13 protein-coding genes are annotated in these 23,020 nt (G+C 74.8%); 12 read left to right on the top strand and 1 reads right to left on the bottom strand.

The annotated features are described in order from the left end of the window. Positions 1-193 precede the first annotated feature (193 nt). The 9 genes from EV372_RS23245 to EV372_RS23205 all read left to right on the top strand — a co-directional run bounded on the left by EV372_RS23245 (position 194) and on the right by EV372_RS23205 (position 18,608). A complete protein-coding gene (locus tag EV372_RS23245; RefSeq protein WP_130397764.1) occupies positions 194-6,967 on the top strand; it encodes a non-ribosomal peptide synthetase in 6,774 nt (2,257 codons plus the stop codon). Beyond that, positions 6,964-12,477 (top strand): non-ribosomal peptide synthetase, encoded by a 5,514-nt coding sequence (locus tag EV372_RS23240; RefSeq protein WP_130397763.1) that lies wholly within the window; start codon positions 6,964-6,966, stop codon positions 12,475-12,477. Before EV372_RS23245 ends, EV372_RS23240 begins: the two co-directional genes overlap by 4 nt. After that, entirely contained in the window at positions 12,474-13,577 is a 1,104-nt protein-coding gene (locus EV372_RS23235) for an NAD(P)H-binding protein (RefSeq protein ID WP_130397762.1), read from the top strand. Before EV372_RS23240 ends, EV372_RS23235 begins: the two co-directional genes overlap by 4 nt. Then, positions 13,574-14,707 (top strand): Gfo/Idh/MocA family oxidoreductase, encoded by a 1,134-nt coding sequence (locus EV372_RS23230; protein ID WP_130397761.1) that lies wholly within the window; start codon positions 13,574-13,576, stop codon positions 14,705-14,707. Before EV372_RS23235 ends, EV372_RS23230 begins: the two co-directional genes overlap by 4 nt. After that, positions 14,694-15,479, top strand: coding sequence for an alpha/beta fold hydrolase (locus EV372_RS23225; RefSeq protein WP_130397760.1), 786 nt, complete (start codon positions 14,694-14,696; stop codon positions 15,477-15,479). The genes EV372_RS23230 and EV372_RS23225 overlap by 14 nt, the downstream gene beginning before the upstream one ends. 40 nt (positions 15,480-15,519) lie before the next feature. Next, the gene (locus tag EV372_RS23220) at positions 15,520-15,903 is read left to right on the top strand and encodes a nuclear transport factor 2 family protein (RefSeq protein ID WP_019607590.1); all 384 of its coding nucleotides are present in this window, start codon (positions 15,520-15,522) and stop codon (positions 15,901-15,903) included. Between the two features lie 205 nt (positions 15,904-16,108). Next, the gene (locus tag EV372_RS23215) at positions 16,109-17,062 is read left to right on the top strand and encodes an ATP-binding cassette domain-containing protein (protein WP_130397759.1); all 954 of its coding nucleotides are present in this window, start codon (positions 16,109-16,111) and stop codon (positions 17,060-17,062) included. Next, on the top strand, positions 17,059-17,853 hold the full coding sequence (locus tag EV372_RS23210) for an ABC transporter permease (protein ID WP_130397758.1): 795 nt from the start codon (positions 17,059-17,061) through the stop codon (positions 17,851-17,853). The genes EV372_RS23215 and EV372_RS23210 overlap by 4 nt, the downstream gene beginning before the upstream one ends. 2 nt (positions 17,854-17,855) lie before the next feature. Then, positions 17,856-18,608, top strand: a complete 753-nt coding sequence (locus EV372_RS23205; protein WP_486484030.1) for an ABC transporter permease — start codon at positions 17,856-17,858, stop codon at positions 18,606-18,608. 30 nt (positions 18,609-18,638) lie between these two features. Here the strand turns inward: EV372_RS23205 and EV372_RS23200 are convergent, their stop codons facing one another. Then, entirely contained in the window at positions 18,639-19,319 is a 681-nt protein-coding gene (locus EV372_RS23200) for a methyltransferase domain-containing protein (protein WP_130397756.1), read from the bottom strand. 135 nt (positions 19,320-19,454) lie between these two features. Between EV372_RS23200 and EV372_RS23195 the strand changes: the two genes are divergently transcribed. From EV372_RS23195 to EV372_RS23185, 3 genes are read left to right on the top strand one after another with little or no spacing between them, the layout of a single operon-like run. Further along, positions 19,455-20,102: a pyridoxine/pyridoxamine 5'-phosphate oxidase gene (locus tag EV372_RS23195; RefSeq protein ID WP_130397755.1), complete on the top strand. Its 648-nt coding sequence runs from the start codon at positions 19,455-19,457 to the stop codon at positions 20,100-20,102. A 46-nt stretch (positions 20,103-20,148) separates the two neighbouring features. After that, positions 20,149-21,765 carry an AMP-binding protein gene (locus EV372_RS23190; RefSeq protein ID WP_130397754.1) on the top strand — a complete coding sequence of 539 codons (1,617 nt, stop codon included), beginning with the start codon at positions 20,149-20,151 and terminating at the stop codon, positions 21,763-21,765. Continuing rightward, positions 21,762-22,913 (top strand): 3-deoxy-7-phosphoheptulonate synthase, encoded by a 1,152-nt coding sequence (locus EV372_RS23185; RefSeq protein WP_130397753.1) that lies wholly within the window; start codon positions 21,762-21,764, stop codon positions 22,911-22,913. The genes EV372_RS23190 and EV372_RS23185 overlap by 4 nt, the downstream gene beginning before the upstream one ends. The last annotated feature ends 107 nt before the right edge of the window (positions 22,914-23,020 follow it).

The following is a 23,020-nucleotide window of genomic DNA, read 5'->3' as shown; positions in this document are numbered from 1 at the left end:
TAGGGGGTTGAAGCCCCACTCCGCACTTGGCACGATTGGCGATGTGTTAAACAGCGAACGAGACGCGGACACGCTTTGTGTCCTCGTCCAGGGTAAACGGCACGGAATTGGAAGTATCGAGGCCGGGATCGGCAGAAGCATTTCCCTGTCGCCCTCTCGGGTCCGTGTCCTGCAGCCCTTCCACGGCGGCCCCGTGTACGTCCTCGTGGAGGACGACGGGCACGGCGGCGACCACCGGTCGGCCGCCCGCCGGGTGCGCGCGGCCACCGCCGACGCCCACGGGTTCGTCCCCGACGGTGTGGTCGTGCTGCCCCGCGGCGCGGTCGCGGACCGCGACGACGCGGAGGCGCCGGTGCCCGCGCGGATACTGCACTCCGCGCTGGACAGGGCCCTCCACGCGGACTTCCTGCCGGTCGCCGCGACCGGCGCGCCCGCCCCCGGGGCCCGCGCGCCGGCGCCGCCCGTTCCCTCCCGCGCGGTGGACGTCGAGGAGGTGCGCGAGACGGTGGCCGCGCTGCTGGGCCGCCCCCTCTCCGAGGTCGGGCCCGAGGACGACCTCATCGGTCTGGGCATCGACTCCCTGCGCACGATGCAGTTCGCCAACGACCAGAGGGCGAAGGGGTTCGGCGTACGGTTCCCCGACCTCTTCGCCCGTCCCACCGTGCGCGCGTGGGCCGAACTGCTCGCGCTCTCGCCCGGCACGGGCTCCCCGGACGGAGCCGGACCGGCCGCGGACGAGGGGGAACCCTTCCCCCTGACGCCCGTGCAGCACGCCTACTGGATCGGACGCCGCGACGACCAGGTCCTCGGCGGCGTCGCCTGCCACTTCTACGTCGAACTCGACGGCCGCGGGCTGCGCCCCCGGCGCCTGGAGAGGGCGTTGCGCGCGCTGATCCAGCGGCACCCCGCACTGCGCACGGCCTACACCGGCGACGGCCGGCAACGGGTCCTCCCCGAGCCCGGCGTGGAGCCGCTGGAGACCGACGACCTGCGCCACCTCGACCAGGCGGAGGCCGACCGGCGCTTGGAGGAGCGCAGGGAGCGCCTCTCCCACCGCCTCCTGGACATCGCCTCGGGGCAGGTGCTCGCCGCATGCCTCTCCCTGCTGCCGGACGGCGGGCACCGGCTGCACCTGAACTTCGAACTGCTGGCCACCGACGTCCAGAGCATCCGCATCGCCCTCGTCGAACTCGCCGAGCTCTACCGCAGCCCCCGGGACGAGCTGCCCCCGCTCGGCACGGACTTCGCGAGCTACCTCGCGGCGCGGGAGAGGCGCCGGGCCCCCTCCCGTGACGCGCACCGCGACTACTGGGCGTCGCGGGTCCCCGAACTGCCCGGTCCGCCGCAGCTGCCGCTGGCGGCCGATCCCGCCCGGGCGGGTGTTCCGCGTTTCGAGCGGCGCGAGCACTGGCTCGGCCCCGAGCGCCGGGAACGACTGGCCGGACTCGCCCGGGCGCACGGGGCCACGGTGCCGATGGTCCTGGCCGCCGCGTTCGCCGAGGTGGTCGGCGCGTGGAGCGCCGCACCCCGCTTCCTGCTCAACCTGCCCCTGTTCGACCGCGAGACCCTGGACGGGACGGGGGCCGGTGTCGAGGGGATCGTGGCCGACTTCACCAACCTCGTCCTGGTGGCGTTCGACCTCACCGGCACCGCCTCCTTCGCCGACCGGGTGGCCGACGCCCAGGCGTGTCTGCGCGAGCACGTCGCCCACTCCGACTACAGCGGTGTGGAGGTGCTGCGCGACCTGACCCGGCGGGGCGGGCCGCCCGCCCCCGCTCCCGTGGTGTTCACCAGCGCCGTCGGCATGGGCGAGCTGATCGAACCGCAGGTCCGCGAGGTTCTGGGCGAGACGGGGTGGATGATCTCCCAGACGCCGCAGGTGTGGCTGGACCACCAGGTGGTGGAGCGCGACGGCGGTCTGGCCCTGGTGTGGGACGCGGTGTCGGGCCTGTTCCCCGAGGGCGTGCTGGACGCGATGTTCGACGCCTACGGCCGCGTACTCGAACAGGTCCTGGCGGGCGACTGGTCGACACCGGTGGTCGCCGTACCGGCACGGGACCACCTGGCGGCGAGGAGACGGGTCAACGAGGCCGCCATGGCCGCCTCTCCGCTGACGGACGGTGTCGCCGCCGGTGCGGGCCTGTTGCACGGCGGTTTCTTCGCCTGGGCCGAACGCGAACCCGACCGCGTCGCCGTGGTCTGGGACGGGGGCCGGTGGACCTATGCCGAACTGGCCGAACGCGCCCTGCGCACCGCCGCCCACCTGAGCGAGCGGGGCGCCCGCCCCGGCGCCACCGTCGCGGTGAGCCTGCCCAAGGGCCCCGACCAGGTCGCGGCGGTCCTGGGCGTCCTCGCCGCAGGCTGCGCCTACGTACCCGTGGGAGTGGACCAGCCCGCCCTGCGCCGCGAACGCATGCTCCGCCGCGCCGACTGCGCACTGGTCCTGGACGACCTGGAACCGGTGTCGAAGACGCGGCCGTGGGACGGCCCGACCGAGGTCTCCCCGGAGGCGTCGGCGTACGTGATCTTCACTTCGGGGTCCACGGGTGAGCCCAAGGGTGTGGAGGTGGCCCACCGGGCGGCGGTGAACACCGTGGCCGACGTGTGCGCCCGCTTCGGCATCGGTCCCGACGACCGTGTCCTCGCGGTCTCCGCACTGGACTTCGACCTGTCGGTCTTCGACGTGTTCGGTCTGCTCGGCGTCGGCGGCGCGGTGGTCGTACCCGAAGAGGAACAGCGCCGGGACGCCGCCGCCTGGTGCGGGGCCGTCAGCCGACACGGCGTGACGGTGTGGAACACCGTCCCCGTGCTCGCCCAGATGCTGACGGAGGCGGCGACCGGTGTCCCGGAGTCCTTGTCGGGACTGCGCGTGGTCATGGTCTCCGGTGACTGGGTGCCCCTGGACCTGCCCCGGAGCGTCGAAGACCTGGCCCCCGGTTGCCGTTTCGTGGCGATGGGCGGGGCCACCGAGGCCGCCATCTGGTCCAACTACGAAGAGGTCACCGAACCCGACCCGGACTGGCCCTCGATCCCCTACGGCCGCCCCCTGTCCGGCCAGTGCTTCCGGGTCGTGGGGCCCGACGGCCGGGACCGCCCCGACTGGGTGCCCGGAGAGCTGTGGATCGGCGGCGCGGGCGTGGCCCTCGGCTACCGGGGCGACCCCGCGACGACGGCCGCCCGGTTCGTCACCGACGAGCGAGGAGTGCGCTGGTACCGCACCGGCGACCAGGGGCGGTACCGGCCCGACGGCCGCCTGGAGTTCCTGGGCCGCGACGACCACCAGATCAAGATCCGGGGCCACCGGCTGGAGTTGGGCGAGGTCGAAGCCGCCGCGCGCGCCCATCCCCACGTCACCTCGGCCGCGGTGGTGGTCTCCCCCGCGCCCTCACCCCGTCTGGTCGCGTTCGTGACGGTGGCCGCAGGAAGCACGGCACCGGAGGCTCTGCGGGACTTCCTCGCCGACCGGCTGCCCGAGCACGCCGTCCCCGCCCACGTGGTGACCGTGCCCCGGATCCCGCTCAACGCCAACGGCAAGGTCGACCGGGCCGCCCTGACGGCCCTGGCCGGAGAACAGGTCGGACGAACCGCCGCGGGCGCACCGCCCGAGGGCCCGACCGAACGGGCGGTGGCCGACATCTGGGCCGACCTGCTCGGCCTGGACACCGTCAACCGCGACGACAACTTCTTCACGCTCGGCGGGGACAGCCTCCTCGCCACCCGCATGATCGTCCGCCTCAACGACCGGGGACTGCGCGGAGCGGACCTGGGCCTGCTGTTCTCCGCCGGTTCGCTGCGGGAGTTCGCCCGGGGGCTGCGGGACGGGACCGGTGAAGCGGGCTTCAGCGCTCCGGTCGCACGCCCCGAGGAGCGCCACGAACCGTTCCCGTTGACCTCGGTGCAGCAGGCGTACCGGATCGGCCGCGGAGACGACTTCGCGCTCGGCGGGGTCGACTGCCACTTCTACACCGAGTACGACGGTGCCGACATCGACCTCGCACGGCTGGAGGAGGCCTGGAACCTGCTCGTCCTGCGTCACGACATGCTGCGGGCCGTGCTCACCCCGGACGGACGCCAACGCGTCCTCCCCGAGGTGCCCCGGTTCACCGTCCCGGTCACCGACGCCTCCGACGAGGACGCCGGTCAGGCCCTGGCGGACCTGCGCGCGGCCATGTCCCACCAGCTCATCGACCCGCTGACCTGGCCGCTGTTCGACCTGCGCGCGGTGCGCTACGGCGGTGGAAGGGTCCGGCTGGGCCTGAGCATCGACGCGCTCACCGTGGACGCGCTCAGCGCGATGATCCTCCTGGGCGAACTGGACCGCCTCTACGCCGACCCGAACGCCCGGCTGGCACCGCTCGGGCTCACCTTCCGCGACTACGTGCTGGGCGTGCACCCGTCCCCGGAGCGGCGGGAACGCGCCGAACGCCACTGGGCCGCCCGGGTCCGCGCCCTGCCCGGTCCGCCGGAGCTGCCGCTGGCGACCGACCCCTCGCTCGTGCGGGCCCCGCGCTTCGAGCGGCGCGAGCAGTGGCTGGACACCCGCGAACGGGAGGCCCTGCTCGCCGCGGCCCGGGCCCACGGGGTCACCGCCTCGGCCGTGCTGGCCACGGCGTTCTGCGAGACGCTCGGCGCCTGGAGCGCGAACCCGCACCTGACGATCAACCTCACCCTGTTCGACCGCCGCGACGCCCACCCCGACGTCGGGTCCCTGGTCGGCGACTTCACCTCCCTGCTCCTGGCGGGCTACCAGCCCGAACCGGGGGACAGCTGGGCCGAGCGCGTCACGCGCCTGCACCGCCGGATGGGCCAGGACCTGGACCACAGCGAGGTCACCGCCCGGTGGGTCCTCTCCGAGCTGGCCCGCCACCGGGGCTCCCTGGACGTGTCGATGCCCGTGGTCTTCACCAGCACGATAGGCGCGACCGGAACGGGCGACGCGGCCGTACGCCCCTCCTTCGCCGAACCGGTCTGGGGCGTGTCGCAGACGCCGCAGGTGTGGCTGGACCACCAGGTGGTGGAGCGCGACGGCGGTCTGGCCCTGGTGTGGGACGCGGTGTCGGGCCTGTTCCCCGAGGGCGTGCTGGACGCGATGTTCGACGCCTACGGCCGCGTGCTGCGCCAGCTGCTGGACGGCGACTGGACGCGGCGGCCGGTGCACACTCCCCCGCCGGAGCAGCTCCTCACGCGTGAGCGGGTGAACCGGATCGCGGCCGACACCCCGGTGCGTCCGGCTTCGGACCTGTTGCACGGCGGTTTCTTCGCCTGGGCCGAACGCGAACCCGACCGCGTCGCCGTGGTCTGGGACGGGGGCCGGTGGACCTACGCTGAGCTCGCCGAACGCGCCCTGCGCACCGCCGCCCACCTGAGCGAGCGGGGCGCCCGCCCCGGCGACACCGTCGCGGTGAGCCTGCCCAAGGGCCCCGACCAGGTCGCGGCGGTCCTGGGCGTCCTCGCCGCAGGCTGCGCCTACGTACCCGTGGGAGTGGACCAACCCGCCCTGCGCCGCGAACGCATGCTCCGCCGCGCCGACTGCACACTGGTCCTGGACGACCTGGAACCCGCCCTGGCGGCGGAACCCTGGAAACGACCGGCCCGGGTCGGGGCGGACACGTCCGCCTACGTGATCTTCACCTCCGGTTCGACGGGCGAACCGAAGGGGGTGGAGGTGGCCCACCGGGCGGCGGTGAACACCGTGGCCGACGTGTGCGCACGCTTCGATATCGGCCCCGAGGACCGTGTCCTCGCCGTGTCGGCACTGGACTTCGACCTGTCGGTCTTCGACGTGTTCGGCCTGCTCGGCGCCGGCGGCGCGATCGTCCTGCCCACCGAGGAACAGCGCCGGGACGCCGCCGCCTGGTGCGGGGCCGTCAGCCGACACGGCGTGACGGTGTGGAACACCGTCCCCGTGCTCGCCCAGATGCTCGTGGAAGCGGCCACCGGCGCACCGGAGTCCCTGTCGGGACTGCGCGTGGTCATGGTCTCCGGTGACTGGGTGCCCCTGGACCTGCCCGGACAGGTCACGCGGGCGGCCCCGGACTGTCGTTTCGTGGCGATGGGCGGGGCCACCGAGGCCGCCATCTGGTCCAACTACGAAGAGGTCACCGAACCCGACCCGGACTGGCCCTCGATCCCCTACGGCCGCCCCCTGTCCGGCCAGTGCTTCCGGGTCGTGGGGCCCGACGGCCGGGACCGCCCCGACTGGGTGCCCGGAGAGCTGTGGATCGGCGGCGCGGGCGTGGCCCTCGGCTACCGGGGCGACCCCGCGACGACGGCCGCCCGGTTCGTCACCGACGAACACGGCACACGCTGGTACCGCACCGGCGACCAGGGGCGGTACCGGCCCGACGGCCGCCTGGAGTTCCTGGGCCGCGACGACCACCAGATCAAGATCCGGGGCCACCGGCTCGAACTCGGAGAGGTCGAAGCCGCCGCGCGCGCCCACCCGGGAGTGGGCACGGCCGCGGTGGTGGTCTCCCCCGCGCCCTCACCCCGCCTGGTCGCGTTCGTGACCGCCGTGGAGGGCCAGGAGGCTCCGGACTCGCTGCGGGACTTCCTCGCCGACCGGCTGCCCGAGCACGCCGTCCCCGCCCACGTGGTGACGGTGCCCCGAATGCCGCTCAACGCCAACGGCAAGGTCGACCGGGCCGCCCTGACGGCCCTGGCCGGACAGCAGGCCGGGAACGACGCCGCCGCGGGCGCACCGCCCGAGGGCCCGACCGAACGGGCGGTGGCCGACATCTGGGCCGACCTGCTCGGCCTGGACACCGTCAACCGCGACGACGACTTCGTCGCGCTCGGCGGGGACAGCCTCCTCGCCACCCGCATGACCGAGGCCCTGCGCCGCCGCTTCGGCGCCGAACTGCCCCTGCGCCGCGTCTTCGAGGCGCCCACGGTCCGGGGGCTGGCCGCCCTGCTGGACCGCGGCCCGTCCGCCACCGACCACGAGTTCGAGGAAGGAACCCTATGACTTCCGACAACGGAGGCCACGCACAGCTCCTCGCCGAGCTCCACGACCTCGGGGTCCACCTGTGGGTGGAGGACGGACGGCTGCGCTTCCGCGCGCCCCGGGGGGTCCTGGACCCGGCTCTGCGCGAGCGCCTGAGCGCGCGGAGGGAAGGGCTGATCGCCCGTCTCCAGGAGGCCTCGGCCGCGGTCCGCCACGACGCGGAGGGCCGCCACGACCCCTTCCCGCTGACCGACGTCCAGTCCTCCTACCTCCTGGGCCGGGGAGGGGCGTTCGACTACGGCGGCTCCCCCTGCCAGGTCTACGCCGAGATGCCCGTGCGCGACCTTCGCCCCGACCGCCTCCAATGGGCGTGGAACGCGCTGGTGCGCCGCCACGACATGCTCAGGGCCGTCGTGGACCCCGAAGGCCACCAGCGGGTGCGGCCCGAGGTCCCCGAGTACACCGTGGCCGTGGAGGACCTGCGCGGGCAGCCTCCGCAGGAGGTGCGCGCGCGCCGCCTGCGCGTGCGGGAGCAGATGGACCACCGCGTCTACGAGCCGGGCACGTGGCCGATGTTCGACGTGCGCGTCACCCGGGCCGACGACGGCGACCTCCTGCACGTCTCCATCGACTTCCTCACCGCCGACTACGCCAGCGTGCGCGTCCTGGTGCGCGAACTCGACCTCCTGCACCGCGATCCGGAGGCCGAACTGCCGGAGCTCGGCATCACCTTCCGCGACCACCTGCTGGCCGAGCACCGCCTGCGCGAGGGGCCCGTGTACGAACGCGACCGCGCCTACTGGGCGCGGCGCGTGGAGAGCCTCCCCCCGGGGCCGGAGCTCCCCGTGCTGCCCGGGGCCGCCCGCAGCGCGCCGGGCCGGTTCGACCGGTGGGAGACCGGGCTGGACCCCGACGCCTGGCGGGGCCTCCAGGAACAGGCCCGGGCGCGCGGCATCACCCCGTCCACCGCCGTCCTCGCGGCGTTCTCCGAGGTCGTCGGGGCCTGGAGCGCCGCACCGGCCTTCTGCCTCAACCTCACCCTGCTCAACCGCAACGCCCACCACCCCGACGTGGACCGCCTGGTCGGCGACTTCACCTCCGTGAACCTGCTGGAGCTGCACACCGACTCCGCCGGTTCCTTCACCGGGCGCGCCCGCGCCGCGCAGGAGCAGCTCCTGACCGACCTCGAACACCGCTCCTTCAGCGGTGTCGAGGTCATCCGCGAGACGGCCCGCACGCGCGGGCCCGGCGCCTCCCTCATGCCGGTCGTCTTCACCAGCACCGTCGGGATGGAGGAGGCGGAGCAGCGGGAACCGGGCTCCCTCGGTGCCCCGGCCTACGGGCGCAGCCAGACCCCCCAGGTGTGGATCGACGCCCAGGCCGTCGCCGAGGAGGGCCGCCTGTCGGCGCGGTGGGACGTGCGCCGGGGAGTGCTGCGCGAAGGTGTCGTGGAGGCCATGTTCGCCGCCTTCGACGGTCTCCTGGGCCGTCTGGCCGAGGGAGCGGCCTGGGACGAGGCCGCGCCGGTGGCGCTGCCCGCGGACCAGGCCCGGACCAGGCGCGCCGCCAACGACACCGCCGCTCCCCTGCCCGAGGGGCTGCTGCACGAGGACGCCGTCGCCGCCGCCCGGACCCACCCCGAACGCCCGGCCCTGGTGTGCGGAACACGCGTCCTCACCCACGGCGAGGTCCTGTCCCGGGCCGTCCGCCTGGCCGACCGGCTGCGGCGGGAGGGGCTGCGCCGCGGGGACGTCGTCGCCGTGGTCATGGACAAGGGCTGGGAAGAGGTCGTGGCCGTCCTCGCCGTCCTCCTGGCCGGAGGCGCCTACCTTCCCGTGGACGCCCGGCAGCCCGCGGCCCGCCGCGGGCTCCTGCTGGGCGACGCCGGGGCGGGCCTCGTCCTGGCCCAGCCGTGGACGGCCGACGGAGCCGCGGCCGGTACCGGTGCCCGGGTCCTGACCGTGGACGAGGACGGTCCGGACGCCGCCCCGGAGCCGCCGGACGTGCCGGACCCGACCGGCGCGGGCCCGGACGACCTGGCCTACGTCATCTACACCTCGGGCTCCACCGGAAGGCCCAAGGGCGTGATGGTCTCGCACCGGGCCGCCCTCAACACGCTGCACGACGTGCGCGAGCGCTTCGGCGTCACGGCCGACGACCGCGGGATCGCCCTGGCCTCCCTCGGCTTCGACCTGTCGGTCTTCGACGTCTTCGGGCTCCTCGGTGCCGGGGCCTGCCTCGTCCTGCCCGACGCCGACCGGCGGGGGGACCCCTCCCACTGGGCCGAGCTGGTCGAGCGCCACGGTGTCACCGTCTGGAACTCCGTGCCCGCCCAGATGCAGATGCTGGAGGACCACCTCGCCTCCGGAGGCGGCCGGGACGTCGGCAGCCTGCGGCTGGCGATGCTCAGCGGGGACTGGATCCCCGTCGCCCTGCCCGACCGGATCCGCCGCCGGGCGCCCGGCCTGCGGGTGGTCTCCCTCGGCGGGGCCACCGAGGCGGCCGTGTGGTCCATCGCCTTCCCCGTCGACGAGGTCGACCCCGCCTGGGCCTCCATCCCCTACGGGACGCCGCTGGCCAATCAGACCTTCCACGTCCTCGACCACGCCCTGCGCGACCGCCCCGACCACGTGCCGGGCGAACTGTACATCGGCGGGGCGGGACTGGCGTCGGGCTACCTGGGCGACCCGGAACGGACCGCGGACAGGTTCGTGACCCGCCCCGGGAGCGGGGAGCGCCTCTACCGCACCGGCGACCTGGGCCGCTACCGCGGCGACGGCACGATCGAGTTCCTGGGCAGGAGCGACCGCCAGGTGAAGGTGCGCGGCCACCGCATCGAGCCCGGGGAGGTCGAGGCCGCCCTCACGGAGGCGCCGGAGGTCGGCGCGGCCGTCGTGCTCCCCGTCGGGGACAGCCCTCTGACCCGCAGGCTCGCCGCCTTCGTCCAGCCCGCCCCGCTGCCCGGCGCGGCCCGCCCCGACCTCGGCGCCGAACGCGCGCGGGCGCACGCCCGCGCCTCCGCGGCCGTCGGCGACGTCGACCCGGAGGAGACCGCCGCGTTCATGTCCCGGCTGGACGACGCCTGCCGCCAGGGCATGCTGCACGCCCTGGCGTCCCAGGGGGTCCTCGCCGACCCCGGGCGCGGGCACACGCTGGACGAGATCGCGGACGCCACCGCCGCCGCGCCCCGCCACCACCGGCTGCTGCGCCGCTGGCTGCTGGCGCTCGAACGGGACGGGCTGCTGCGCAGGGAGGGCGACCTGCTCAGCGCGAGCCTCCCGTTCGACCCCGGAGCGCGGGACCGCGCCTGGGCGCACGCGATGCGGCTCCAGCGCGAGGACGCCTACCCCCGGCTGCTCCTGGACTACTTCCGCCAGAGCCTGCTGCGGCTGCCCGAACTGCTGCGCGACGACACCGACCCGCTGCCCCTGCTGTTCCCCGAGGGACGCGTGGACGTCTCCCACGCCGCCTACCGCGACAACGTCATCAGCCGCTACGTCAACGCCGCCGCCGTGGAGAGCGTGGTCGGCGCGGCCTCGGCCTTCGGCCCCGACCGGCCCTGCCGGGTGCTGGAGGTCGGCGCGGGCGTGGGCGGCACCAGCAGCGAGCTGATCCCGCGCCTGGCCGACGCCCACGTCAGGTACACCTTCACCGACGTCTCCCAGTTCTTCCTCAACGAGGCCAGGGCCCGCCACGGCGACCTGCCGTGGGTGGACTACGGACTGTTCGACATCAACCGGGAGCCGCAGGAGCAGGGCCTGGCGCCCAACAGCCACGACGTCGTGGTCGCCGCCAACGTGCTGCACAACTCGCGCGACGCCGGACAGGTGCTGGAGCGCCTCGCGGGCCTGCTCGCTCCCGGGGGTCGGCTCGTGTTCATCGAGACCACGCGGGAGAACCTCCAGATCATGACCTCGATGGAGTTCATGATGCCCGAGGACGACCCTCGGGAGTGGGACTACCGGGACGAGCGCCGGGGCACCGACCAGACCTTCCTGTCCGTCGCGCAGTGGAGCGGGCTGCTCACGGAGTCGGGCGCGGACGCCACGGCGGTGCTGCCCGGTCCGGACGACCCCGCCGACTCCCTGGGCCAGCACGTCTTCACCGCCGTGTACAAGAGCGACCGGGCGCACCCGCGCCCCGCCGAACTGGGCGCGCGACTGGCCGCCGCGCTGCCCGCCCACATGGTGCCCGCGAGCGTGACCGTGCTGGACTCCCTGCCGCTGACCTCCAACGGCAAGGTCGACGCCGAACGCCTCGCGGGGGCTCTGCCCGGGGCCTCCGGCGGCGGCGGAGACGCCGCCGAGGAGCCCCGCGAAGGCCTGGAGGAGCGGATCGCGCGGGTCTGGCTCGACCTGCTGCCGGTCTCCCGTGTGGGCCGCAACGAGGACTTCTACCAGTTGGGCGGGGATTCCCTGCTCATCGCCCAGGTCGCCGGGCGGATGCGCGAGAGCGTCCCCGAGGTGGGGTCCCACTACTACGACACCGTCCTGCGGACCCTGCTCAACCACCCCACCGTCTCCGGGTTCGCCGCGGCCCTGGGGGAGGACGCCGGGACGGCCGCGCCCGCCGGGTCCGGCCGCCGCTCCCCCGGGTTCTCGCTGGTGGGCACGGGCGGATCCGACGCGGAGGCCACCCGCGTCCTGGTCCACGACGGCACGGGCACGCTCAACCCCTACCGGTCGCTGTCGCCCCTGCTGGCCGCGGACGGCCCGCTCCTGGGGATCGCGCTGGACGGCGGCCGGATCGGCGACGACCCGCCGGAGGGGCACATCGACCGGTTGGCCGCCGACTACGCCGAGTCCCTGCTCCGCGAGGGGGACCGCTTCCACGTGGTCGGCTACTGCATGGGCGGGCTGCTGGCGACCGAGGTCGCGCGCAACCTCACCGAGGCCGGGGCCGACGTGGCCAGCCTGAGCATCATCAGCAGCTACCGGCTGCCCCACGAGGTCCGCGACGAGCTCGTCCTGGAGTTCGTCTTCGCCCGCGTCCTGGGCGCCGACACCGCCAAGCTGGGCTACCCCGACGACGCGGTGCTCGCCCGGGCCTTCGACGCCGTCCTGGCGCGAACGCCGGGACGGGTGCCCGAGGGCGCGCTGGCCCGGCTCCCCGAGGAGGAGGGCCTGGCCGACGCGGCGCGGGCGTTCCGGGCCCTCGCGGACAAGGGGGCCGGGGCCCGTTTCCAGACGATGGCCGAAGCGGTGGGTCCGGGGCTCGCGGGCGAGGACGTCGCGGCGCTGTACCCCGTGTACCGCCACAGCATGGCCGCGGTGGCGGCGCACCGGCCCCAGCCCTACGCGGGCGACGCCGTGTTCCTGCGGGAGGCCTCCGACACCAGGTTCCTGCCCTGGTTGCGCCAGGATATGACGCGGTTCTGGCGGGACCTGTGCCTGGGCGAGCTGACGGTGCAGGACGTGCCCGGGGACCACTTCTCCTGTCTGCGCGAGCCGCACGTGGACACGACCGCGCGGCTCCTCCTCGCGGCGGGCCGACGCGCGCCGCACGGCACGGGACGGAAGGGGCCGCGATGACCCGCGTGGGCGTACTCGGCGGCGCGGGGGCGGTCGGTTCCGCGCTGCTGGCGCGGCTGGCCGGTACCGGGACGCGCCTGACGGCGGGCGTGCGCGACCCCGGCCGCCTGTCCGGCCCTCCCCCCGGGGCGGCCGTGCGCGTGGTCGACGCCGAGGACCCCGCGGGGCTGGCGGAGTTCTGCGCCTCCCACGACGTGGTGGTCAACTGCGCGGGCCCCTCCGCTCTCCTGGGGGACCGGGTCCTGCGGGCCGCGGCCGCGGCCGGCGCCCACTACGTGTCGGTGGGGGACGACGGACGCGACCACCTCTCCCCCGCGGGACCGGGGGCCCCCGCCCCGGCACCGGGCCGCTGCGCCCTGCTGGGGGCGGGCCTGCTGCCGGGGCTGAGCACGCTGCTGCCCCGCGTGCTGGCCGAAGGCTTCGACCGGGTGACGGACATGACGGTCCACTCCGGCGGTCTGGAGCGCTTCACCCCGGCGGCCGCGCGCGACTACGTCGCGGGGCTGGCCTCCGGCGCGGACCGCTCGCTGGCGGCCTGGCGCGGCGGCCGCCGTGTCGCGGGCGCCCTGCGGCCCGAGGCGGACGCGCGGCTGCCCTTCCTGCCCCGGCCCGTGTCCCTGCACCCCTTCCTGAGCCCCGAGGCCGAGCGCCTGGCACGCGCCCTGTCCCTGGAGCGCCTGGACTGGTGGCACGTCTTCGAGGGGACGCGCACCACCGACGCGCTCGCCGGGACGCGGGGCCGGGGCGTCACCGACCCCGACGCCCTGGCGGACCTGCTCGTGCGCGCCTCCGGCCTGGAGGTGTTCGGCCGCACCCAGTACCAGGCGCTGGTGCTGCGGGCCAGGGGCCGGACCGACGGCCGTGAGCGCACCCGGGTCCTCGCGCTCACCGGCGCGGGTCCGGCCCTGAGCGCCGAGGCCGCGGCCCTGGCGGTGCGGTTCGCGGCCGGGGGCGGGGCGGCGGGCGGAACGCACTGGGCGGGCGAGGCGCTGCCGACCGCCGGGGTCCTCGACGGCCTGCGGGACGCGCCCGGCGTCGCGTTCCTGCGCCTCGCCGACGACGATGACGCGCACTCTGGAGTCGAGGAGGGGGTCCTGTGACGGGCACCGAAGACGGGCGCGGCGAGACCGTCGTGTGCGGGACCGGCTTCGGCCGCGTCTACCTCGCCGCCCTGCGCGACCACCCCGACCTGCGCCCGGCCGGGGTCCTGGCCCGGGGGAGCCGGAGGTCGGCGGAGTGCGCCCGCGCGGCCGGGGTCCCCCTGTACACCTCCGTCGACGACCTGCCCGCGAGCGTGCGCTTCGCCTGTGTCGCCGTCTACGCCGGAGTCAACGGCGGACCCGGCAGCGAGCTGGCCCGCGCCCTGCTGCGCCGGGGGGTGCACGTGATCCAGGAGGGCCCGCTGCACCACGACGAACTCGCGGCCACCCTGGGCGCGGCCCGCGAGGGCGGGGCGGCCTACCGCGTCAGCACCCACTACGACCGGGTCGCCCCGGTGCGCCGCTTCCTGGACGGCGTGCGCGCGCTGCGTTCGCTCCAGCCGCTGCGCTACGTCGAGGTCGTCTGCGGCCTCCAGGTGCTCTACCACGCCCTGGACGTCGTCGGCGCGGCCGTGGGCCGGTGGCGGCCCTGGTCCTTCGCCGCCGCGACCGGCGCGGACGCCACCGGGGCGGGCGGGCCGTTCCGCACGGTCGAGGGCGCGGTCGGCGGGGTCCCGGTGACCCTGCGGGTGCAGAACCAGCTCAACCCCGCCGACCCCGACAACCACGCCCACGTCCTCCTGCGCGTGACCGCGGGGGCCGACGGCGGCCACCTGCTGCTCGCCAACGCCCACGGCCCGGTCCTGTGGAGCCCCCGGCCGCACTTCCCCCGCTCCGGCCGGGAGCTGGCCGACTACGGCGACGCCGAGGCCGCGCACCTGGACCTGCCCAGCGTCCAGCCGTGGGGACCCGCCTCGGCGCCCGGGTACCGGGAGATCCTCACCGGGCTCTGGCCGCGGGCCGCCGCGCTGGGGCTGGCGGAGCTGAGCCGGGCGGCCGACACCGCCGAGGACGCCCTGCGCCGCGGGCAGTACCACCTGACCCTGTCCCGGGTCTGGCAGGAGGCCTCCGCCCCCTTGGGCCGGCCGGAGCCGCTGCACGAACCCGAACCGGTGCCGCTCTCCCTGGAGGAGCTGCGCGCACGCGTGCCGTCCGAGGACGAGGAGGAGCACCGCCGTGTCCGTACCTGAGGCGACCGCGGCCGGTCTGCGCCGTCTGAGCGCTCCGGCCGCGCCCGGCGCCGTCTCGGTGGTGTGCTTCCCGCACGCCGGCGGGACCGCCGGCTTCTTCCGCCCCTGGGCCAGGCTGGTGCCGGACCGGGCCGTGCTGCACGCCGTGCAGTACCCCGGGCGCCAGGACCGCATCGCCCATCCCCCGGCCCGCGACATGGACGGGCTGGTAGGGCCGCTGGCCGAGGCGCTGGCCCCGGCCGCGGGTCCCGACCTGGTGCTCTTCGGGCACAGCATGGGGGCCGCCGTCGCCTACGAGGTCGCGCGTGCGCTGGAGGCGCGCACCGGTCGCGCGCTGGGGTCCCTGGTCGTGTCCGGCCGTCCCTCGCCCCGGACGCAGCGCGACACCGCCGTCTCCGCCGGAGGGGAGGCCGCCGTGCTGGAGGACGTGCGCAGGCTCGGCGGCACCGACCCGGCGCTGTTCGGCGACGAGCAGGTGCGCGACCTGGTCCTGCCCTCCATCCGGGCCGACTACGCGCTCATCGAGGGGTACGGCCCGCGCCCCGGGCCGCCGCTGGCCACGCCGGTCCTGGCCGTCCGGGGCACCGAGGACCCGGAGGTGACCGCGGAGGAGGCGCGGGACTGGGCCTCGGTCACCCACGGGGAGTTCCGCTCGGCGGAGTTCCCCGGCGGGCACTTCTACCTCATCGACCGGCCGGGGGACGTCGTCGGGGCGCTGCTCGCGCAGGTGGGCCTGGCCCCGGCCGACGACCCCTGGCCCTCCACGCCCTGAGGACCGCGACGAGAACGCCGAGAAAAGGAAAGAGAGAACGATGTCCGACAACACAGCCGACGCCCTGCTCAAGGAACTGTTCGACCTGGAGCACCGCGGATGGGAGGCGATCTCCAGCGCGAACGCGGACTTCTACCGAGAAATGGTCACCGACGACACCGTCGTCGTCGAACACGACGGCGTCGGAACCGGACAGGACCTCGTGGAGGAGATCGAGGCCAATGACAGCCCGTTCGTCGGATTCACCCTGGAAAATCCGAAATTGGTGCGCATCACCGACGACAGCGCGGTCCTGACCTACCGGGCCACCGCGGAGGTCACCGGCCGCGACATGGTCTACCGCCTGTACATGACCAGCGTCTACGCCCGCAGGGACGGGGCCTGGCGGCTGCTGTTCCACCAGCAGACGCCCGTCTCGTCCTGATCGGCGCCGTCCGCGGCGGGTCGCCGTCCCGGCGGCGATCCGCCTTTCCCGGTCCTTTCTTCGCGAGGCGTCGGCTGTGGCATCATGGCAGCCCCCGCCTCGGGGGAAAAGGGCGTGACGGGTTCACCAGAGAACGCAAGGAGGCGACCACCGCGTGGGTGTTCAGGGAATACGGGTCGAGGAACTCGGAAAGACGTTCGGAAAGGTGACCGCACTCGACGGGGTCACCTTCGACGTGCCCCCCGGAACGGTGACCGCGCTCCTCGGACCCAACGGCGCCGGAAAGACCACGCTCGTCCACTGCCTCTCCACGCTGCTCGTCCCGGACCGCGGGACGGCGGTCGTCGACGGACACGACGTGCGCACCGACCCCGCCGGGGTGCGCTCCTCCCTCGCCCTCACCGGCCAGTTCGCCGCGGTCGACGAGGTCCTGACCGGCCGGGCCAACCTGATGCTCTTCGCCCGGCTGCTGCGGCTGCCCCGGGCCAGGGCCAAGGCCAGGGTCGGGGAGCTGCTCGACCGGTTCGGCCTGTCCGACGCCGCGGACGCCTCCGTGGGCTCCTACTCGGGCGGGATGCGGCGGCGCCTGGACCTGGCCGCCAGCCTCATCGTGGAACGGCCGGTCCTGGTCCTGGACGAGCCCACCACCGGCCTCGACCCCCGCACGCGCGGCGACCTGTGGAACGTGGTGCGCGAGCGCCGCGACGCGGGCACCACCGTCCTGCTCACCACCCAGTACCTGGAGGAGGCGGACCGGCTCGCCGACCGCGTCGTGGTCGTGGACCGGGGAGAACTCGTCGCCGAGGGCTCCCCGGAGCAGCTCAAGGCGCGGGTCGGCGGATCGGTGTGCGAGGTGCGGGTCCCCCCGGAGGACCGCGGGCGCGCCCGGGAGCTGCTGCGCTCGGAGGCGGCCGGGGTCCAGGAGGCGGACGGCGCGCTGATCGTCCCGGCGCCGGACGCGGGCACGGTGGCCCGCCTGGCCCGCGCCCTGGACGGGGCGGGGATCGAACCCGAGGTGCTCAGCCTGCGCAGACCCACCCTGGACGAGGTCTTCCTCCACCTGACCGGGAACCCGCCCGAGGGAGCGGGGGCGTCCGCCGGCGGCTCGGCACGGGACGCGGAGGCGCCCGCCGGCGGAACCGGGGAGGGATCGCGGTGAGCGCTCCACCGACCTCGGCCGCGACGGAGCGGGGACTGGGCAACCTCCTGGCCCAGGGGGCGGCCACGGCCGGGCGCAACATCCGCGCCCGGGCCGACGCGGGCACCCTGGTGACCCTGGGGGTGTTCCCGGCCGTCTTCGTCTTCGGCTTCCTGCTGCTCTTCGGCAGGCTGCTCGGGCAGCAGGGCGTCGACTACGCCCAGTTCCTGCCGCCCGCGATCATCGTGCAGTGGATGTTCTCGGTGGCCAACAGCGCGGCGCCGATGCTCGCCGCCGACCGGCGCGACGGCCTCATCGCCCGCTACCGCTCCATGCCGGTCAACCGGGGCGCCCTGCTGGTCGGACGCTTCCTGGCGGACACCGTCTGGGCCCTGGTCTCCGTGGCGGTCATCCTGCTGTGCGGGTTCGTCGCCGGTTTCCGGTTCGGGGGCGGGGCGCCCGCCGCGCTCGGCTTCGTCGCGCTCGCGGTGCTGTTCGGGCTGGTGCTGACCGCGGGGACCAGCGCCGTCGGGCTGGCCTCACGCGACCCCGAGTCGGTGTCGGCCGTCCTCAACCTCGTCTACCTGCCCCTGCTGATGCTGTCCACGGCGTTCGTACCGGCCGAGGCCTTCCCCGGCTGGCTCGAACCGGTCATCGCCGCCTCGCCGGTCTCGGTGGTCATCGACGCGCTGCGCGCGCTCGCCACCGGCGAGGGCGTGGCCGGGGCCGTGGCGCCCGCCCTGGTGTGGACGGCCGTGCTGGGCGCCGTCTTCTCGTGGGCGGCCGTCCGCTCCTTCCGGAAGGCGGTGTGACCGTGCTCTACGACAGCGCCCTGCTCGCGGGCCGGGGACTGCGCAGGTTCCTGCGCAGCCCGCAACTGCTCGGGGACGCCTTCGGGTTCCCCCTCATCCTGCTCGTCACCCTCCTGGTGATCTTCGGCGAGGTCGTCTCGGGTGCCACGGGAGAGTCCTACGTCGCGCGGCTGGCTCCGGCCATCGTGCTGTTCGGCACGGCCTACGCCTGTGTCGGCACCGGGGTCGGGTACCACGCCGACGTGCGCACCGGGTTCCTCGACCGGCTGTACACCATGCCGGTGGCGCGTCCGGCGCTGCTGGTCGGGCGGCTTCTGGGCGACCTGGCACGGCTGCTGACCGTGGCGGTGGTGACGGTGGCCGCGGCGTACCTGTTCGGGTTCCGCCTCACCGCCGGGTTCTGGGCCGCGCTCGCCTTCTTCGGCGTGGTCATGGCCTTCGCCTGGATGTTCCTGTGGCTGGCGCTGGTGGTGGCGCTGCGCGCCCGGAGCGAGCAGGCGGTGTCGGGCGCGCTCACCTCGCCCATCACCCTGCTGCTCCTGCTGTCGTCGGGGCTGGTCCCGCTGGAGGCGTTCCCGCCGGCCGCCCAGCCGGTCATCCGGCTCAACCCGATGTCGAGCACCCACGAGGTCCTGATGGGGCTGTCGGCGGGCGGGCCGGTGGCCGCCCCCCTGTTGGTCAGCGCCCTGTGGTTCGCCGCGGCCACGGCCCTGCTGGTGCCCCTGGCCCTGAGGTCCCTGCGACACCGGGCCTGACCGGCCCGGGCCCACACGTGAGGAGGCGGATCAGAGCCGGACCAGTTCGCGCAGCTCGAAGAGGACCGAACCCTCGGGGTAACGGCCCAGGTGCCGCCGCAGCGGGACCGTGCGCCAGCCGCAGTCGGCGGCCACCGACTCCAGCAGGTCGGCGTCACCGAGGTCGGTGAACCCCAGCAGGAGGCGGCCCGAGGGGGCCAGCACCCTCTCCGCGTTCTGCATGAAAGCGCGGTGCGAGGCGTATTCGGGATCGAACAGGGAACGGTCGAAACCGTTTTTCACACCACCCTCCGGGGCGGCGCTGAGGAAATTGGAGTTCCAGAAGACGACGTCGTGGAGAACGCCTTCGGGAACGGATTCGAACATGTCGCCGCGGTAGACGTGCACCCTGTTTTCCACGCCGTGTTCGCGTGCGTTCATCCGGGTGTTCTCCGCGGCCTCCGGGCTGATGTCCGTGGCCGTGACGGTGGCGCACCCGCTGAGCGCGGCCAGCACCGAGAGGTAGCCCGTACCGCATCCGACCTCGCAGAACGCCCCGTTGACCGGGAAGGGGACCCAGGCGGAGTACAGCGCCGCGGAGGTGGTCAGGTGGGGCGCGTAGACCCCCGGGAGCGCGTGCCAGCGGCGCCCGAGCAGTTCGAATTCGACGGGTTCCTCAATGGCCGCGTGCCTCTCCCTGAGCAGGTCCACCGTTCTTCCGGGGCCGCGCATGGCGCTCCTCCTTTTCCGTCGAACACTTCCGGCGCACACCATAATATGCTTTACTGTGGAACAAGTCCATATATAAGCGACATGTAGGAACGGGCCGCCTCGAAAAACCCGTTCGGCGCCCCCGGAAAGGAAGCCATGACGGACACGGCCATCGCCCAGCGGCGCGCTGCTCTGCGGCGGACCGGTCTGGACGCCGACGCGCTGCCCGACTCGCCCCTGGACCTGTTCTCCGCCTGGCACGACGACTGGCGCGCCACGGACCCCCACGACCCGGCGGCGGCGGTCCTGGCCACCACCGACGACCGGCACCGGCCCTCCGCCCGCTGGATCGACCTCGCCCACGTGGACCACGGCTTCGTCCTCTTCACCTCCTACACCAGCCGCAAGAGCACGGACCTGGCCGTCCACCCCCGGGCGGAGCTGTGCTTCGGCTGGCTGGAGCTGGCCAGGCAGGTGCGCGTCGGCGGAGTGGTGGAGCGCCTGTCCCCCCTGGACTCCGACGACCGGTTCGCCTCCCTGCCCCGGCCGGTGCAGGTGCTCGCCTGGTCCACCGACCAGCGCAGCCCCCGGGCCGGACGCGGGTCCGTCCACGAGCGCCTGACCGAGGTGGCCGGGCGCTTCGAGGGCCAGGAGGTCCCGCGCCCCGAATTCTGGGGCGGACTGCGCCTGGTCCCTGACAGCGTCGAGTTCTGGCAGGGCCGCAGCGACGAGGTCCACGACCGCGTGCTCTACCGGCGCCCGGGGGCCGGGGCCCCCTGGACCACCGAGTGGATATCCCCCTGACGACCCGGCGGGGCCGGACGCACCGGCCCCGAGGAAGGAGACCGCCGTGCTCAAGGGATGCGTCCCCTGGCCGGAGGAGTTCGCCCGACGGTACCGGCGGGAGGGGTACTGGCTCGGCCGGTCCCTGGCCGAACTCTTCGACACCTGGTGCTCCGCGCACCCGGAGCGCACCGCGCTGGTCTGCGGCTCCCGGCGCTGGACCTACCGGGAGCTGCACGAGCGGGTCGCCCGCACGGCCGGGGGCCTGCGGGAGCGCGGACTGGGCGGCGGCGACCGGGTCCTGGTGCAGCTGCCCAACACCGCCGAGTTCGTGACCGCGCTGTGCGCGCTGCTGAGGATCGGCGCCATCCCCGTCCTGGCGCTCACCTCCCACCGCCGCGCCGAACTGCTGGAGCTGTGCCGGGTCTCGGAGGCGGTCGCCCACCTCGTCCCGGACCGGCACCGCGGCCACGACCACCGGGAGGAGGCCGCGCGGGTGCGGGCGGACTCCGGAGGCGGCCTGGACGTCGTCGTCGACGGGGGCCCGGGCCCCTTCACCCGCCTGGCCGACGTGACCGGCCCGCCGGCTCCGGCGGCCGCGACCGACCCGGGGGAGGTCGCCCTCTTCCTGCTCTCGGGCGGCACCACCGGCCGGTCCAAGCTCATCCCGCGGACCCACGACGACTACGCCTACAACGTCCGCATCACCTCCGACAACGCCGGGCTCACCCCCGACGACGTCTACCTGTGCGTCCTGCCCGCCTCGCACAACTACGCCCTCGGGTGTCCCGGGGTGCTCGGCGCCCTCTCCCGCGGCGCCACGGTCGTGCTCAGCGACAGCGCGGACGCCGAGGACGCCTTCGCCCTGGTCGAGGAGGAGGGCGTCACCGTCACCGCGCTGGTGCCCTCCCTGGCCGCGCTGTGGACGGAGGCCGCGGACCTCACCCACCGCGACCTCTCCACCCTGCGGCTGGTCCAGGTCGGCGGCAGCAGGGCCTCGGCCGACGACGTCGCCGAGACCGAACTCGCCCTGGGGTGCCGCGTCCAGCAGTCCTTCGGCATGGGCGAGGGCATCCTCAGCCAGTCCGGTCCCGACGACTCCTTCGGCATGCGCACCACCACGCAGGGCCGCCCCCTGTCACCGGCCGACGAGGTGCGCGTGGTGGACGAGGACGACCGCCCCCTGCCCGCGTGCACCACCGGACGCCTCCAGGTCCGCGGCCCCTACACGATCCGGGGCTACTACCGGGCGGAGGAGGCCAACGCCGCCGCCTTCACCCCGGACGGCTTCCTGCGCACCGGCGACCTGGCCCGCCTGACCAGCTACGGCCACCTGGTCGTGGAGGGCAGGACCAAGGACGTCATCAACCGGGCGGGCGACAAGATCGCCGCGGCCGAGGTCGAGGACGCCCTCACCGCCCTTCCGTCGGTCCGCTCCTGCGCGGTCGTGGCCGTGCCCGACCCCCTCCTGGGCGAGGCCTCCTGCGCCTTCCTCGTCTGCTCGGGGCCGCCGCCCTCCTCCGAGGAGGTCTCCCGGCACCTGCGCTCGCTGGGGCTGGCCGCCTTCAAGGTCCCCGACCGGATCGAGAACGTGACGGAGCTTCCGCTGACCAGGGTCGGCAAGGTGGACAAGGAATGGCTGCGCCGCGGCCTGGCGGACGCCGCGGACCGGGGGGCCCGGTGAGCGCCGGGGTGGCGGACCCGGCCTTCCCCGCCGGAACCGACCCCGGCCTCCTGGACCGTGTGCGCCGCTCCCTCGCGCTGGCTCCCGCCCTGGTCACCGAGGAGGAGGTCCGCGACCTCGGCGAACGCTACGCCCGCGCCGCACGCGGCGACGCGGTCGTCCTCCAGGCCGGGGAGTGCGCCGAGCGCTTCGCCGAGGCCACGCCGTCGCGCACGGCGGAGCGGTTGGCCCAGCTGCGCGACCTCACCGCTCTCCTGGGCCGACGCGGCGGCGCCGAGGTCGTCACCGTCGGACGCATCGCGGGCCAGTACGCCAAACCCCGCTCCTCCCCCTGGGAGGAGGCGGCGGACGGCACCGTGCTGCCCAGCTACCGGGGCGACGCCGTCAACGACGACGCCCCCGACCCGCGGGCCCGCGCCGCCGATCCGCTCCGGATGCTGCGCGCCCTCCACCACTCCCGGCAGGTGCTGGAGACGGTGCGCGCAGCCGGGGAGCCCCGGGTGTTCACCTCGCACGAGGCCCTGCTCCTGGACTACGAGGAGCCCCTGGTCCGCGGACGCCGCTCCTGCTCCGCGCACACCCTCTGGATCGGCGACCGCACCCGCGACCCGGACGGGCCGCACGTGGCCTTCGCCGCACGCCTGGCCAACCCCGTCGGGGTCAAGCTCGGCCCCGGTGCCACCCCCGAGGACGCGGTCCGGCTCAGCCGCGCGCTCAACCCCGAGGGCGCCCCCGGCCACCTGGCCTTCATCGTGCGCCTGGGCGCGTCGCGGGTGCGTCGGCACCTGCCGGACCTGGTGTCCGAGACGCTGCGGCGGGGCGCGCCCGCCCTGTGGCTGTGCGACCCGCTGCACGCCAACACCCAGCGCTGGGCGGACGGCCGCAAGCTGCGCCTGGTCGAGAACGTCCTGTCGGAGATCGAGGGCTTCGTCCGCGTGCTGCGCTCGCACCGGGTCCCCCCGGCGGGGTTGCACCTGGAGATCACCCCCGACGACGTGCTGGAGTGCGCGGAGCTGTCCGACCTGCGCGCGCGGGGGCCCCGGCGGTACCGCTCGGCATGCGACCCCCGGCTCAACCCCCGCCAGGCCCTGCGGGCGGTGGCCGGGTTCGGGGACCTGCTGCGGGGTCGGGTCGGCGGGTGTTCGTGACCAGGGGATCGACGAAGCCCGTGACCGGGATGTCACCCGGTCACGGGTTCGAGGTGGGACGTCAGACTGGTTCAGCCCCGCCGCCGCTCCCGACCGGCTCGGGTGGC

The sequence above is a fragment of the Nocardiopsis sp. CNZ308 genome (genome assembly GCF_004217075.1).
This window is presented reverse-complemented; position numbering and strand designations above follow the sequence as displayed.

Coding starts and splice junctions, on each gene's coding strand:
- EV372_RS23240 (WP_130397763.1), top strand. CDS start 6,964: ATGACTTCCGACAACGGAGGCCACGCACAGCTCCTCGCCGAGCTCCAC.
- EV372_RS23235 (WP_130397762.1), top strand. CDS start 12,474: ATGACCCGCGTGGGCGTACTCGGCGGCGCGGGGGCGGTCGGTTCCGCG.
- EV372_RS23220 (WP_019607590.1), top strand. CDS start 15,520: ATGTCCGACAACACAGCCGACGCCCTGCTCAAGGAACTGTTCGACCTG.
- EV372_RS23200 (WP_130397756.1), bottom strand. CDS start 19,319: ATGCGCGGCCCCGGAAGAACGGTGGACCTGCTCAGGGAGAGGCACGCG.
- EV372_RS23195 (WP_130397755.1), top strand. CDS start 19,455: ATGACGGACACGGCCATCGCCCAGCGGCGCGCTGCTCTGCGGCGGACC.